The sequence below is a fragment of the Streptomyces sp. NPDC044921 genome (assembly GCF_056432865.1).
This window is the reverse complement of sequence record NZ_JBWKIF010000027.1, coordinates 21,720-37,026: the sequence shown is the minus strand read 5'-3', so window position 1 is coordinate 37,026 and position 15,307 is coordinate 21,720. Positions and strand designations below refer to the sequence as shown.

Sequence of the window (15,307 nt, the reverse complement as noted above, 5' to 3'; positions counted from 1 at the left end):
CTCCCCCCGCCCGTCCCCCTGACCTCCCCCCACCTGACGAAGACCCACGAGAGTCCGCCATGTACGAGCTGTCCCGCGTCCGCCTCTACTCCATCGGGCCCGCCGGCGCGCGCTACGCCGACACCGTGCTCGACCTGCGCGGCGTGGGCGACCTCGTGCCCGACCCCGCGCCCACGCAGGCGGAGTTCTTCGAGGAGGAGCCGGTCGGCCCGCCGCGCCGGCCCGCGCCCGCGGGCGTGCTGTTCCTGGAGAACGGCGGCGGCAAGTCGGTCCTGCTCAAGCTCATCTTCTCCGTGATGCTGCCGGGCCACCGCAACACCCTCGGCGGCGCCAGCTCCGGCGTGCTGCGCAAGTTCCTCCTCGCCGACGACTGCGGGCACGTCGCGCTGGAGTGGCAGCACGTGCTCACCGGCGAGTGCGTCGTCGTCGGCAAGGTCAGCGAGTGGCGCGGCCGGCAGGTCTCCAACGACCCGCGCAAGTTCGCCGAGGCCTGGTACTCCTTCCGCCCCGGCCCCGGACTCAGCCTCGACAACCTCCCCGTCGCCGAGTCCACCGCCGTACGGCCCCCCGCCGAGGGCCAGTCGGGGGCGCGCGGGCGGCGCCGCACGATGAAGGGCTTCCGCGACGCCCTCACCGAGGCGGGCAAGACGTACCCCCACCTGGAGGTGCACTGGGAGGAGATCCACGACCGCTGGATCGAGCACCTGGGCGACCTCGGCCTCGACCCCGAACTCTTCCGCTACCAGCGCGAGATGAACGCCGACGAGGGCGAGGCGGCCGGCCTCTTCGCGGTCAAGAAGGACTCCGACTTCACCGACCTGCTGCTGCGCGCCGTCACCGACACCCGGGACACCGACGGCCTCGCCGACCTGGTCAGCGGCTTCGGCAACAAGCTGGGCCGGCGGGCCGAGCTGATGGCCGAACGCGACTTCACGGCCGGCTCCGTCGACCTGCTGGGACGCATCGTCGAGGCCGCCGGGGCCCGCTCACGCGCGCGGGACGTCCACGCCGCGGCCGAGCGCCGCACCCGCACCCTGGCCCGCAGACTGTCCGCGCGCGGTGTTCAGGAGCGGGCCCGCGCGGCCGACCTCGCCCAGCGGGTCACCGCCGCCGCGTACGCCGTCACGCACGCCGAGGCGGCCCGCGAGCGCAGCGCGCTGATCTCCGCCGAACTCGCCTACCGGCACGCGTCCCTGGCCCTCGCCGCCGCGGAGAAGTCCGCCGCCGCCCAGAAGCGCGAACTCGCCGACGCCCGCACGCTGTACTCGGCCTGGCAGGCCGCCGAGGCCGTGCTGCGCCACCGGGCCGCCGCCGACCGCGTCGCCCGCGTGTCCGCCGCGATCCGGGAGGCGGAGCGGGACGCCGCCCCGGCGCTGGCCGCCCGTGCCAAAGCCGCCGTCGACCTCGTCCGGGCCCTGCACGCGGCAGCGGAGAGGGCCGAGCAGCTCGCCAACGAGGAGGAGGAGCGCTCCGCCGCCCTCCAGGAGGTCAGCGACGCCGCCTACCGGGACTCCACCGCCGCCGCCACCCAGGCACAGCGGGCCCGCAGCGAGATCGGGCACCTCAAGCAGCGCCTCGCCGAGGTCGAGCAGGAGACCGCCGAGGCCGTCCGGGCCGGCTGGCTCGACGACAGCGCCCCGGACGCCGACCCGGCCCGCGCGGCCCTCGCCGCCAGCGACGCCGAGAAGACCGCCGTAGCGGCGTGGGACGCGGCCCGCGAGGCCTCCCGCCGTGCCACGGAGCACGCACGTGAGGCCGCCGCCACCGAGACCCGGGCCGAACTGACCGCGGCCCGCGCGGCCGACGCGGCCACGGCCGCCGAGCGTGCCTACGAGGCCGAGCGCCGCACCGCCGAGGCGCTGGCGGGCGAGGAGCGCCTGGCGGAACTGCTCGGCCTGGCCCCCGGGGCGCGCCCCGGCATCCCGCAGCCCCGCCACGGCACGGACGGCGAGCAGCCCGCCCCGCCCGCCGCCGCGGAACAGGGACTCGCCCCCGAGGAGCTCGACCGTTGTGCCGAGGACCTGCGCGCCCTCCTCGACGACGCCGTCTCCTCCGCCGAACGCCAGCTGTTCGACCTGCGCACGGCCGCCGCCGACGACGCCCGCATCCTCGGCGCGCTCGGTGACGGAGGACTGCTGCCGCCCGGCCCGGACGTGCTGGCCACGGTCGAGTTCCTCGGCGAGCACGGCATTCCCGCGCTGCCCGGCTGGCGCTACCTCGCGCAGGCCGTCGACCCGGCCGACCACGCGCGCGTGCTGGCCGCCCGGCCCGAACTCGTCGACGGCGTGATCATCACCGATCCCGGCTCGCACGCCCGGGCCCGCGAAGCCCTGGGCGACGCGGCGCTGCTGCCCCGCTCCGCCGTGGCCGTCGGCACCGCCGCCGCCCTGCTCGCCCCCACGCCCGCGCCGGACACCGGCGACGGCGACGTCTTCCTCGTGCCACCGAACCCGGCCATGCACGACGAGCACGCCGCCGACGAGGAGCGGCAGGCGCTGCGCGCCCGGGCCGCCGAGCGGGACGAGGAGATCCGCACGCTCGCCGCCCGGCTCGGCAAGGACCGCGAGCTGGCCGCCCGGCTCGCCTCCTGGCGCACCGGCTGCCCCGCCGGCCGCCTGACCGAGCTGGCCCGGGCGGCGCACGACACCCGCGCGTTCGCCGAGGAGTCCGAGGCCGAGCTGGCCGAAGCGCGCACGGTCCGGGCCGAGGCCGACGAGGCCGCCGCCGAGGCCGCCCGCGTCCGGGACGAGCGGCAGGAGGCCGCCCAGAAGGCACGCCGCTCCGCCGACGCCCTCGCCGGGCTCGCCTTCCGGCTGCGCGAGCGGGCCGGCTGGCAGGTCAAACTGCGCGAACTGGCCGACGAGGCGGCCGAGTGCGAAGCCGGCGCCCAGGCCTGCCTGGAGCGGGCCCGGGCCGCCGACGAGGACCGGCGTGCCGCCCAGCGCGCCGCCGACGACGCCCGCCGCACCGCCCGTGCCCTGCGCGCCGAGCGCTCCGAGATCGCCGGCGCCCCCGACGACGTGCCCGAGGACGGCCCCGACACCCCCAAGGCGTCCCTGCCCGCGCTGCGCGAGGCCTACCGGGCCGCTTCCCAGGTGTACGAGAAGGTCGGTGTGGGCGCCGACCTGCGCGCCGAGCAGGCCCGCGCCGAGAGCGACGAGAGCGCGGCCCGCGCGGAGCTGGACCGGCTGAGCAACAAGGTCCGCACGCGCGCGGAGCAGCTCCTCGAATCCCCCGACGGCTCCGACGGACCCAGCCGCCAGGCCGCCGCCGCCCGGGCCGAGGAACTGGTCCAGCTCCTGGAGACGCGCATGTCCAGCGCCAGCGAGCAGCTCGGGCGGCTGCGCGGCGAGGCCGAACGGCTGGCACCGCGGGACGGCGAGGCCCACACCGACCTGCCCGAGGAGCTCCGGCCGCGCGACGCCGAGCACGCCCAGGCCCTGCTGCGCACCGCCACGGCCGAACTCGCCGCCCACACCGAGGCGCTGGACGAGGCCCGCGAGGCGCACGCCGAGCTCCTCGACGCCCACCGCGCCGCCGAGGACGCGGCGAGCGGCTTCGACGAGATCGCCGCGATGCTCCGCGACCTGCTGCGCGAGCACCCTGCCGAGGAGGAGCAGGAGGAGACGGAGCCGTATCCCGGCAGCCTGGAGCAGGCCCGGCAGTCCGCCGCCGAGGCCCGCCGCTCGCTGCGCGGCTGCGCCGCCGACCTGTCCGGCGCCGAGGCAGCCGTCCGCGAGGCGAGCGACGTGCTCGTGCGGCACGCCAACTCCACGCGCTACGAGCAGGTGCGCACCCCGGCCCGCCAGCAGATCCGCGAACTGCCCGCCTCCGCGCTGCCCGAGCACGCCCAGAAGTGGGCGGACGCCTTCGCGCCCCGGCTGAGGGTGCTCACCGACGAGCTGGAGCAGCTGGAGCGCAACCGCGACTCGATCGTGGACCGGCTGCGCGGCCTGGTCGAGTCCGCCCTGGCCACGCTCCGCTCCGCCCAGCGCCTCTCCCGGCTGCCCGAGGGCCTGGGCGAGTGGTCGGGACAGGAGTTCCTGCGCATCCGCTTCGAGGAGCCCGACCAGGCCACGCTCACCGAGCGGCTCGGCGAGGTCATCGACGAGGCGACCCGCGCCGCCGTGAAGAAGAACTCCGACCTGCGCCGGGACGGCATGTCCCTGCTGCTGCGAGGTGTGGCGGCCGCCCTCCAGCCCAAGGGCGTGGCCGTCGAGATCCTCAAGCCCGACGCGGTGCTGCGCGCCGAGCGCGTCCCCGTGGGGCAGATGGGCGACGTCTTCTCCGGCGGCCAGCTGCTCACCGCCGCCATCGCCCTGTACTGCACGATGGCCGCGCTGCGTTCGAACGACCGGGGGCGCGACAAGCACCGGCACGCGGGCACGCTGTTCCTCGACAACCCCATCGGCCGAGCCAACGCCACCTACCTGCTGGAACTCCAGCGGGCGGTGTCGGACGCCCTCGGTGTCCAGCTGCTGTACACCACGGGCCTGTTCGACACCACCGCACTGGCGGAGTTCCCGCTGGTCATCCGCATGCGCAACGACGCCGATCTCAGGGCGGGCCTGAAGTACATCAGCGTCGAGGAGCACCTCCGCCCGGGCCTGCCGCAGCAGCCCCAGGCGGGGGAGGCGGTGCACAGCGAGATCACGGCCACCAGGATGTACAAGCGGCCCGTGTCCTAGGGGTGCCCTCCGGCACCAGGCCCGCGCACCTCTCGCCGATCGGCATGCTCGGGCAGCAGGGTTGACGGTGACGAGGCCGGGCACGACCGAGCCGTCCGCGGCCGCCGTCGGCGACGACATGGCCGGACTCGGTCGCGCCCGTGGTCCTCCTCCGGTCCTCAGTCGGCCGCCGGTGCCGCGAGGGGAGCGGCGGCCGCGACCTGCGAGCGGTGCTCGGCGAGCACGCCGGTGCGGTGCCGCTGGACGAACCAGTAGTAGGCGAAGCCGCCGCCCGCGATGACCGAGACGAACAGCACCGCGCCCCAGCGCAGGTACCAGTGGTAGGGCTCGGTGGCGTTGTAGACGGCGGCCCGCGGCCAGATCAGGTTGAGCGTCATGGCCCCGCCCCACAGCACGGCCAGCACGTTGACCGGCAGGCCCCAGCGGCCGAGCGAGAAACGGCCCTCGCCGGCGGGCTGCCAGGTGCCCCGCACCCGGGCGATCAGCAGCGGCACCGTGACACCGAGGTAGGCGAGGTAGATCATGACGATGCCGATGCTGGTGACGACGGTGAAGATCTGCGGCTGGCGGATGTTGACCACCAGGATCGCCAGCGCCAGGACCCCGATGATCACGGTCGGCAGGACCGGGGTCTGGAACCGCGGATGGCACTTGGCCAGTTTCGCGGACGCCGGGAGGTTGTTGTCGCGGGCCATCGCGAACGCCAGGCGGACCGCCGCCGTGTGCACCGCGAGCGCGCACACCGTCACCGCGATCAGCACGCACCACAGCATCGCCTTGCCGGCCGTCGGGCCGAGCACGTCCAGCACGATGTACTGCAGGCCGTCCGTGGACAGCTTCTCGCCGTTCAGAGTGGACACGCTCATCAACGCGAGCAACAGGATCAACCCGCCGAGGACGAACGACGCGACGATCGCCCGGATGATCGCCCGGGGCGCGTTGCGGGTCGGGTCCAGCGACTCCTCGCCGAGCGAGGCGGCGGTGTCGAAGCCGTACATGACGTACGCCGAGGCCAGCGAGGCCACCAGGAAGGCGCCCAGGTACCCGTTGCCGTAGCCCGCGCCGGTGCCGTGCGTCTCCATGACGACCTGCGGGCCGCGCGTGAGGTGGACGGCGAACAGGACGATCAGGACGACGGTGGCGATCAACTCGATGAACACGCCCGCCGTGTTGATCCGGGCCATCAGCTTGACGCCGAAGGCGTTCACCAGCGTCGTGAACAGGATCAGCACCGCGGCCAGGATGACCGCGTTGGTCGCCACGTCGTACGTACCGGTGCCGTCCCCCACGAACTGGAAGAACGACGAGATCTGCGGCAGCGTCAGCTGGTAGGCCAGCGCCACGGCCGCTATGGACACGATCGAGGCGATCAGCATCATCCAGCCGGCGAGCCAGCCCAGATGCGGATTGCCTGTTCTCTTCGACCAGTTGTAGACGGAACCGGCCACGGGGTAGCGGGCGGCGAGCTCCGCGAAGCACAGCGCGACCATGAACTGGCCGGCGAAGACCATCGGCCACGACCACCAGTAGGCGGGGCCGCCGCTGCCGTAGCCGAAGTAGAACAGCTGGAACGTGCCGGTCAGGATGGAGATGTAGCTGATGCCGGCGGCGAAGGTGTGGAAGGTGCCGAGGGTGCGTTTCAGTTCGGGTCTGTAGCCGAACTCGGTCAGTTCGGCGTCGTCGTCGCCGTGGGTGCCGGTGGACTGCGCGGCATTTCTCATGGGCGGCTCCTCAATGGGTGTTCTCTCGGGGCGGTCCGGTCGGGTTCGGCCGGTCGAACCAACCCTGGGTGGTGGGGCGGGCGCTCTGGTCCGGCATGCCCGCCCCCCAGCCGTTCGAGGACCCATGCGTGGAAGATCCCGATGTGGTGCTCGCTGGGGACCAGCACGCCGCCCTCGCGGTAGGCGCGGGAGGACATCGCGGGCTGCGTCCTCTCACAGGCGGCGAAGTCCTGGGCGTTGACCCGGTGGAAGAGCTCGACGGACTTCGACACGTCCGCCCCCGACTCCACCACCTCCGGCGCGTAGAGCCAGTCGCACTCGACGACCGTGCGGTCCTCGGCGAGCGGGAACATGCGGTGCAGGATGACGTGGTCCGGGACGAGGTTGACGAACACGGCCGGCCGGACCGTGATGGCGTAGTAGCGGCGGTCCTGCTCGGCGTCGACCGCCGGGAGCCGGCCGAAGCCCTCGCTGCCGTCGACGGTGAAGCCCTTCACCTCCTCGCCGAACTCGGCGCCGTGCCCCACGTAGTACTGGGCGGCGTAGCCGTCGGCGAACTCGGGCAGCACCTCGGTCAGTTCCGGGTGGATCGTCGCGCAGTGGTAGCACTCCATGAAGTTCTCGACGATCAGTTTCCAGTTCGCCCTCACGTCATAGGTGATGCGTTTGCCGAGCGCGAGGTTGTCCGTGCCGTAGTGCTCGATCGCCGCGGCGTCGCCGAGCCGTTCCACGGCGGCGTGCACGACCGTGTCCTCGAAGGAGGGCGGTTCGTCCGCCAGGCACACCCAGGCGTAGCCGAGCCATTCGCGCAGCGCGACCTTGATCAACCCGTACGCCACGCGGTCGACGTCCGGCATCTTGATCAGGTTGGGTGCGGCGATCAACCTCCCGTCGAGGTCGTACGTCCACGCGTGGTACGGGCACTGGAGCGCGCGGCGGATCTCGCCCGACTCCGCCGTGCACAGCCGGGCCCCGCGGTGGCGGCAGACGTTGAGGAAGGCGCGCAGTCCGCCCCCGCGGGTCCGGGTGATGATGACGCTCTCGCGGCCGACCTGGACGGTGCGGAAGGCGCCCGGCCGGTCCAGGTCACCGCTGCGGACCGCGCAGAACCACAGGGACTCGAAGACGTGTTCCTGCTCCTGCCGGAAGACGTCCGGGTCGGTGTAGTAGCGGCCGGGGAGGGTGGCGATCAGGCTCGGGGGGATCGGGGTCGTCGTCACGGGGAACGCCTCCTACCGGCGAATGCGGGTCATCTTCGGGTCGAACAGCGGCTCGTCGGCGACCGTGGCCGGGACCTTCTCGCCGAAGTACGCGATGTGCACGCCCGTGCCGGTGGCGAGCCCGGCCGGGAGCCAGGCGTAGGCGACGCACCGGCCGAGCGTGTAGCCGTAGGACGCGCTGGTGACGTATCCGGCGGGCGCCCCGTCGACGTACACGGGCTCCTTGCCCAGGACGACGGCGGCCGGGTCGTCGAGGAGGAGGGGCGTGAGGCGGCGGGTGGGCTCCGGGCGGTCGCGCAGCGCGTCCTGCCCGACGAAGCCCTCCTTGTCCATGCGCACGGCGAAGCCGACGCCCGCCTCGAACGGGTCGTGCTCGTCGGTCATGTCGACGCCCCAGGCCCGGTATCCCTTCTCCAGGCGCAGCGAGTTGAACGCCGAGCGGCCGGCCGCGACCACGCCGAGCTCCCGGCCCGCCTCCCACAGCGTGTCCCAGAGCCTGAGCCCCAGGTCGGCCGTGGTGTACAGCTCCCAGCCCAGCTCCCCGACGTAGCTCAGCCGCAGCGCGGTCACCGGGACGTGCCCGACGTACGTCTCCTTGGCCCGGAAGTAGCCGAACGCCTCGTGCGAGAAGTCGTCCGGGGTGAGCGGCTGGACGAGGTCCCGGGCGAGCGGTCCCCAGACGCCCACGCAGCAGGTGCCGGAGGTGACGTCCCGGATCCGCACGTCGTCGGGGGCGTGGCGCAGGAGCCGGTCGAGGTCGGCGGGGGAGTTGGCGCCGACCTGGAAGCGGTCGGGGGCGAGGCGGGCCACGGTGAGGTCGGAGCGGATGCCGCCGGACTCGTCGAGCAGCAGGGTGTAGGTGACCGCGCCGGGCTTCTTGCGGAGGTTGTTGCTGGTCATGTGGTCGAGGAAGGCGAGGGCCCCGGGACCGGTGACCTCCAGGCGGCGCAGGGGCGTCATGTCGTAGAGGGCCACACGCTCGCGGGTCGCCCTCGCCTCGGCCGCCGCGGTCGGGGACCAGTGGCGGGCCGACCAGGCGTCGCGCTCCGGCAGCGGGCCGAGGGCGTCCACGAGCGGCGCGTTCGCCTCGTACCAGTGCGGACGCTCCCAGCCGCCGCCCTCAAGGAAGTACGCGCCGAGCTGCTGCTGCCGGGCGTAGAAGGGGCTGACCCGCAGCGGACGCGGCTGTTCCATCGGCTGGAGCGGATGGATGACGTCGTACACCTCGACGAACTGCCTCGCCCCGCGCTCCAGGACGTACGACGGTGAACGCTGCGCCTTCTCGAAGCGCGTGAGGTCGCACTCGTGCAGGTCGAGCGAGGGCCGCCCGTCCACCATCCACTCGGCGACGGCCCGGGCCACTCCGGCGGAGTGCGTGACCCAGACGGCCTCCGCCAGCCAGAAGCCGCGCAGGTGCCGCGACTCACCGAGCACCGGCATGCCGTCCGGGGTGAAGGAGAAGACACCGTTGAAACCGGACTCGATCTCCGCGTCCCGCAGCGCGGGCATCAGACGCCGGCAGTCCTCCCAGCCGGGGGCCCAGTCGTCTGCCGTGAAGGGGTACGAGGACGGCATGTCCATGTTGCGGGCGCGAGCCTCGTCGTACGGCGGGACCGCGAACGGGTCGACGGGCAGGGGCCGGTGCGCGTAGGAACCGATGCCGATGCGGTCGGTGTGCTCGCGGAAGTACAGGTCGCGGTCCTGGAAGCGGAGGATCGGCTTCGAGGCCTCCGAGGTGGCGCCGCTCAGCGCCGGGAGCGGTACGGTCCTGGCGTACTGGTGGGCCAGCGGCTGCAGCGGCACGTCGACCCCGGCCATGCGGCCGATCACCGGCCCCCAGAAGCCGGCCGCCGACACGACGTGGTCGGCCGGGAAGGTGGCCCGGTCCGTGACGACGGCGGTCACGCGGCCGTTCCGACGCTCGATCCCGGTGACCGTGTGCCGTGCCAGGAACCGCGCGCCCCGCGCGGTGGCCCGGGCCAGCTGGGCCCGGGCCGCGAGCAGGGCGCGGGCCAGACCGTCGTCCGGGGTGTGGAAGCCGCCGAGGACCACCGACGCGTCGATCAGCGGCCACAGTTCCGCGCAGCGCGCGGCGCTGACGACCTCGCCGCGCACGCCCCAGGAGGCGGCGTACCCGGCCCTGCGGTGCAGCTCGGCGAGACGCTCCGGCGTGGTGGCCAGTTCCAGGCCGCCCACCCGCTGGAAGCAGCGGACGCCGTCGACGTCGAGGGAGCCGAACTTCTCGACCGTGTAGCGGGCGAAGGTGGTGAGGGTCTTGGACGGGCTGGTCTGGAAGACGAGACCGGGCGCGTGCGAGGTGGAGCCGCCGGGGGCGGGCAGGGGCCCCTGTTCAAGGACGGTGACGTCGGTCCAGCCGCGGGTGGTCAGTTCGTCGGCGAGGGAGCAGCCGACGATACCGGCGCCGACGACGACCACGCGGGGATTCTCGGGTGTGCTGGACATGCCCCTCCTTGCCGGGACGGTGTGAAGGCGGTGGGGGAGTGAGGCGTGCGGGGAACCGTGGGCCCGGTCAGCCGGAGTCGGCTGGGGTCTCGGGGTCTCGGGGGCTCGGGGCGGGTCCGGTGCGGAGGCCGGGATCCCGGTCGCCGCCCGGTGCCGTGCGGGGTGGGGTGTGGGCGGGAAGGTGTGTATGGGTGTGGGGGGCAGGAAGGCGTGGGGGGTGGGCGGGCTCAGGGGGCCGGCACGTTCCGTCGCTCGGCCGCGATCGTGGTGTCCGGGCCGTGCCCGGTGTGGACGGTGGTGTCGCCGGGCAGCGTGAGCAGCCTGCCGCGCAGGGACGCCTCGATCGTCGGGCGGTCCGAGTGGGAGCGGCCGGTGGTGCCGGGACCGCCCTGGAAGAGTGTGTCCCCCGTGAACACGGCGTCGAGGAAGGGCGTGTACAGGGAGCAACTGCCCCAGGTGTGGCCGGGGGTGTGGATGACCCGGACCTCGATCCCGGCGACCGTGAGGACACGGCCGTCGACGAGGTCGCCGTCGGGTCCGCGGGCGGGGTGCGTGTGGGACCACAGCTCGTGGTCGCCGGGGTGGAGCAGGACGGGCGCGCCCGTCAGCGCGGACAGCCGGGGCGCCGCGCCGATGTGGTCGTCATGGGCGTGCGTACACGCGATCGCCGTGACCCGGCGCCCGGCGACGGCCTCGTGGACGGCTCGGGCGTCGTGGGCGGCGTCGACGACCAGCACCTCCTCGTCGTCGCCGACGAGCCAGACGTTGTTGGCGACGTCGAACGTCTCCCCGTCCAGGCTGAACGTGCCGGAGGTGACCACGCGCCGCACGCGCACGGCGCTCACCGGACGGCCACCGGGCGCGGCACCGCACCCCGGTGCGTCCTCGCGAACGCCTCCCCGGCCCGGTCCGGTGCGCTCGTCGCGCCGACGGACGCGTCGTAGCGGGCCGTCACCCCGCAGCCCATCGGGCCCGCCGGCTCGGGGACCACGCTCGTCCGCACCTCGACGGGTGCGCCCTGCTCGACGGCGACTGCTGCACGGACCTCGTGGGGCACGACCAAGCTCCTCCGCTTGTTGCGCAGTGCACGATGGGTTGCACGATGGGGAACATAGTGGGAACGCCGTCGAGGGCCGTCAAGGGGCACGGCTCCGGTTCGCGTCAACCTTGGGAAAACACCGGAGGAGCCGGGAAACACGCCCGACACACGGCAGCGCGGGGCCAGGTGTTCCACCTGGCCCCGCGCTGTGAGTCAGCCGGCCCGGGCCGTCGGCCCGGACTACGTCAGAAGCCGTAGCCCATACGACGCGACAGCTCGGCCGCCGCCTCCTCGGTCCGCTTCGCCACCTCCGGCAGGCGCTCCGGGCTCAGCCGGTAGACCGGCCCCGAGACGCTGAGCGAGGCGATGACCTTGCCGTCGTGCGCCCGGACCGGGGCGGCCGCGGCCGCCAGCCCGATCTCCAGCTCCTCGACCGTGATCGCGTACCCCTGCTGCACCACGGTGTCCAGCTCGCCGCGCAGCATGGACGCGCCCGTGACCGTGCGCTCCGTGAAGCGGTGCAGCGGACGCGCCAGCAGTCCCTCGCGCAGGGTGGGCGGCAGGTGGGCGAGCAGCACCTTGCCGCTGGAGGTGGCGTGCAGGGGGGTGCGGCGGCCGAGCCAGTTCTGCGCCGTGACGGAGGCCGTCCCCCGGGCCTGCATGATGTTGACCGCCGCGTCGTCGTCCAGCACCGCGATGTTGACCGTCTCGCCCAGCTCGTCGGCCAGCTCCCGGCAGACCGGGACGCCCTCCTGGGAGACGTCCAGCCGTACCGCCGCCGCCCCCGCGAGGCGCAGGACGCCGGCGCCCAGGTAGTACTTGCCGCGGTCCTTCGCCTGGGCCACCAGGCCGCGGTTCTCCAGGACACCGAGCAGGCGGAACGCCGTGGACTTGTGCACGTCCAGCTCGTCGGCGATCTCGGTGACGCCCGCCTCGCCGTGGCGGGCGAGGATCTCCAGCACGCTCACGGCGCGGTCCACCGACTGGACGGCGCTGGCCGCGCCTCTGCCGCTCGCCGCACTTCTGCCGCTCGCCGCGCCTTCGCCGCTCCGCTTCGCCCCGTCGTCCGTCGGACGCTCCTCGCGGGCGGACTGCTTCTGCGTGCGGGCCATGGCCAACTCTCACCACCTGGCGGCCCTGTTCGGGCCGCATCTGAGGGAAACCCTTGACGTGACGGTCGCCCCGCCCGGATTCTGTTGCGCATAGCGCTTGCTCGTGCGCCATGTGAAACATCATGTTACCGAAGCGTCCGGATCCCGTAAGGGGACGAGCGCCCTCCTGGGGCTCGGCTCCGACGCCGGGGCCGGACGACGTGCAGCATCACCCTCCCGTGCCCGGAACCGCCCCGGTCCGGCACTCACACCCTGCCTGCAGTCTGGCCGAACGGTCCGGCCCACGCCCCGGACCGAGAGGGGGGCCCGTGATTCCCGTCTGCCGCCTCGAAGACCTTCCCAAGGGCGAGTCCGTCCGCGTAGAGACGACACCGCCCGTCGCCGTGTTCCACACCGACGACGGAGAGCTCCACGCCATCGACGACACCTGCACCCACCAGGACGCCTCCCTCTCCGAGGGCTGGCTGGAGGGCTGCCTGGTCGAATGCCCGCTGCACGCCGCCTCGTTCGACCTGCGCACGGGCCTGCCCACGTGCCTCCCGGCCCGCCGCGCCGTCCGCACCCACCGCGTCACCGTCGACGACGGCGTCATCCACGTCCACCTCACGGCGGAAGAGGGAACAGCCGCGTGAGCGGGGGAGCGTATGGCCGCGCCGCCGGGTACGCGGGACGGGGCACGGCCCTGTGCGCGGGGTGGGGCAGGGCCGTGCGAGGGGGGAAGAGCGCGGCCGTCCCAGCGGCGGTCGCCGGGTCGGCACGCTCGAGGCCGGGCCGGCCCGGCACACCCCGGTCGGCGGTGCGGGCAACCTCACCCGCCGGTCTCGCGCGACCGGTTCGACCGGCGTGACCGGCCCGACCGGCCCGGCCGGTGGGTCCCGTGGCGCGAGGAGGCACCAGGCATGCGCACCGTGACCATCGTCGGAGCATCGCTCTCCGGCCTCTACGCCGCCCGGGAACTGCGCGCCCAGGGCTACGAGGGGCGTCTCGTCGTCATAGGCGACGAACCACACCACCCCTACGACCGGCCGCCGCTCTCCAAGGACTTCCTCACCGGCCGGACCGACGAGGGCCGGCTCCGTCTCACCGACGACGAGGAGACCGCCGGACTCGACGCCGAGTGGCTGCTCGGCGTCCGCGCACGGGCCCTGGACGCCCGCGGCCGAACCGTCGTGCTGGACGACGGCCGCGCCGTGTCCACCGACGGCGTCGTCATCCCCACCGGGGCCTCGGCCCGCCGTCTGCCCGGCGACCGTCTCGCCGGGGTCCACACGCTGCGCACGCTCGACGACGCCCGTGCCCTGTGTGAGGAACTCACCGGGGGCCCGCGCCGGGTCGTGGTCATCGGAGGGGGCTTCATCGGCGCCGAGACCGCTTCCTCCTGCTCCTCGCTCGGCCACCACGTCACCGTCGTCGAGGCCGCTCCGCTCCCGCTCGTGCCTCAACTGGGCGCCGGCATGGCCGCCGTGTGCGCCGCGCTGCACCGCCGCGGGGGTGTGGAACTCGTCACCGGCACCGGGATCACCCGGTTCCGGGCCACTGCCACTGCCACTGCCACTGCCACCGCCGCTGCCACTGCCACCGCCGCTGCCGCTGCCGCTGCCACCGACGTGACCGCGTTCCGGGCCACGGCCACCGCCACCGGCGGCCCCGGGCTGCGCGGCACCGTCACCGGCGTGGAACTCGGCGACGGACGCACGCTCCCCGCCGACATCGTGATCGTCGGGATCGGGGCCGCCCCCAACACCGCCTGGCTGGCCGGTTCGACGCTCGCCCTGCGCGAGGGCGTCCTGTGCGACGACGGCTGTGTGACGGCCCTGCCGCAGGTGGTCGCCGTCGGTGACGTCGCCCGCGTCGGCGGCGTGCGCGCCGAGCACTGGACGTCCGCCACCGAGCAGCCCCGCGTCGCCGTGACCAACCTGCTCGCCGGACGCACGACCACGACCGTCGACGCGGTGCCCTACTTCTGGTCCGACCAGTACGGCGCCCGCATCCAGTTCGCCGGCCGGCGCGGCGAGGGCGACACCGTCCGCGTCACCGAGGGCGAACTCTCCGGCGGCGCACCGGCCGAGGGCGGTTTCCTCGCCCGCTACGAGCGTGACGGCCGGACGACCGCGGTCCTCGCGGTCGACCGCCCCCGCTCCTTCACGAGGGCGAGACGCGCACTCGCCCGGGAGACCGCCGACGCCGCCGTGGAATAACGCGAGGACGGCCTCCAATAGCGCTACGAGTGGGACAGCTGCCCGGCCCCGCCCCGCCGCCGTATCCGCTCCTGCGTCCGTGCCACGGCCCGCTCCTGACGCCGGGCCCGGCGCCGCTCGCGCCGCAGTGCCCGCGCCGTGCTGCTCGGCACGGACACCACGCCGTGGCGCTGGTTCCACACCTGCCGGGTCACCCACACGTCCAGGGCGCCCCAGGTGGCCGCGATCGTGCTGACCACGCTGCTGATCACCATGGGGAGGGCCAGCCAGGACCCGGCCATCGTGCACAGGAAGGCCACCATCGCCTGAATCAGCGTCACGGCTATGAGGAGCACCGCCCGCACGGCCGCCGTACGGACCGGATCGGGCAACCGGCGCCGTCGCGCGGGCTCCTCCACCCACAGGGGCCGGTAGTAGCGCTGCTCGTCCGCCGGGGTCTTCGCCTCGTCCGCCGGATGGTCGCGATCGGTCGCCTCGGGGATCCGATGCCCCGTCACCCGCGCCCCGTCCGCCCTGGGCGCTACGCGCCGCCGTTCCGCCGTGCCCATCACCGTGTCACTCCCCACCGCCAGCAGACCGCCCGCCCGTTTCCGAAGACCCGTGCTCCCCAGCGGCTGCCCGGCTTGCGCTGTTTTACGCCGCCCGGGTGCAGGATGCGGCTCCTGTGGCCGATTCCGCCCCCGTTTCCCGTAGTGAAGGACGAACAACCCGTCACGAAGATTCCCGGGCTACGAAAAAATTCGGCCAACCACCTTGGCGGACTGCGATGAGGGAGGCACGCTGCGACCATCGGTTTCGGGGAGACAACTCCCGCAATGCCCGGACAACTCGGCATGCCTCGTCGCTGGCGCGGAACTTCGGCCTCG

10 protein-coding genes are annotated in these 15,307 nt (G+C 73.9%); 3 read left to right on the top strand and 7 right to left on the bottom strand.

Annotated features, from left to right (window positions below):
• Window positions 1-59: 59 nt before the first annotated feature.
• Window positions 60-4,688, top strand: a complete 4,629-nt coding sequence (locus AC07DA_RS31765) for a coiled-coil domain-containing protein (protein ID WP_479131678.1) — start codon at window positions 60-62, stop codon at window positions 4,686-4,688.
• A gap of 158 nt (window positions 4,689-4,846) precedes the next feature.
• Here AC07DA_RS31765 and AC07DA_RS31760 read toward each other — a convergent pair whose 3' ends face one another.
• The 6 genes from AC07DA_RS31760 to AC07DA_RS31735 form a co-directional block, all read right to left on the bottom strand.
• Window positions 4,847-6,409, bottom strand: coding sequence for an APC family permease (locus AC07DA_RS31760; protein WP_479131677.1), 1,563 nt, complete (start codon window positions 6,407-6,409; stop codon window positions 4,847-4,849).
• Window positions 6,406-7,629: an aromatic ring-hydroxylating oxygenase subunit alpha gene (locus tag AC07DA_RS31755; protein ID WP_479131676.1), complete on the bottom strand. Its 1,224-nt coding sequence runs from the start codon at window positions 7,627-7,629 to the stop codon at window positions 6,406-6,408. The genes AC07DA_RS31760 and AC07DA_RS31755 overlap by 4 nt, the downstream gene beginning before the upstream one ends.
• Before the next feature lie 12 nt (window positions 7,630-7,641).
• Window positions 7,642-10,092 (bottom strand): GcvT family protein, encoded by a 2,451-nt coding sequence (locus AC07DA_RS31750; RefSeq protein WP_479131675.1) that lies wholly within the window; start codon window positions 10,090-10,092, stop codon window positions 7,642-7,644.
• A 227-nt stretch (window positions 10,093-10,319) separates the two neighbouring features.
• The gene (locus tag AC07DA_RS31745; protein ID WP_479131674.1) at window positions 10,320-10,937 is read right to left on the bottom strand and encodes an MBL fold metallo-hydrolase; all 618 of its coding nucleotides are present in this window, start codon (window positions 10,935-10,937) and stop codon (window positions 10,320-10,322) included.
• Window positions 10,934-11,149, bottom strand: coding sequence for a hypothetical protein (locus AC07DA_RS31740; RefSeq protein ID WP_479131673.1), 216 nt, complete (start codon window positions 11,147-11,149; stop codon window positions 10,934-10,936). The genes AC07DA_RS31745 and AC07DA_RS31740 overlap by 4 nt, the downstream gene beginning before the upstream one ends.
• A gap of 227 nt (window positions 11,150-11,376) precedes the next feature.
• On the bottom strand, window positions 11,377-12,243 hold the full coding sequence (locus tag AC07DA_RS31735; protein ID WP_479131672.1) for an IclR family transcriptional regulator: 867 nt from the start codon (window positions 12,241-12,243) through the stop codon (window positions 11,377-11,379).
• A gap of 308 nt (window positions 12,244-12,551) precedes the next feature.
• On the opposite strand from AC07DA_RS31735, the gene AC07DA_RS31730 reads away from it, so the two are divergent.
• Both AC07DA_RS31730 and AC07DA_RS31725 read left to right on the top strand, forming a co-directional pair.
• Window positions 12,552-12,875, top strand: coding sequence for a bifunctional 3-phenylpropionate/cinnamic acid dioxygenase ferredoxin subunit (locus AC07DA_RS31730; RefSeq protein WP_479131671.1), 324 nt, complete (start codon window positions 12,552-12,554; stop codon window positions 12,873-12,875).
• Between the two features lie 267 nt (window positions 12,876-13,142).
• The gene (locus AC07DA_RS31725) at window positions 13,143-14,441 is read left to right on the top strand and encodes an NAD(P)/FAD-dependent oxidoreductase (protein WP_479131670.1); all 1,299 of its coding nucleotides are present in this window, start codon (window positions 13,143-13,145) and stop codon (window positions 14,439-14,441) included.
• A 23-nt stretch (window positions 14,442-14,464) separates the two neighbouring features.
• Here AC07DA_RS31725 and AC07DA_RS31720 read toward each other — a convergent pair whose 3' ends face one another.
• A complete protein-coding gene (locus tag AC07DA_RS31720; protein ID WP_479131669.1) occupies window positions 14,465-14,989 on the bottom strand; it encodes a hypothetical protein in 525 nt (174 codons plus the stop codon).
• Window positions 14,990-15,307 lie beyond the last annotated feature (318 nt).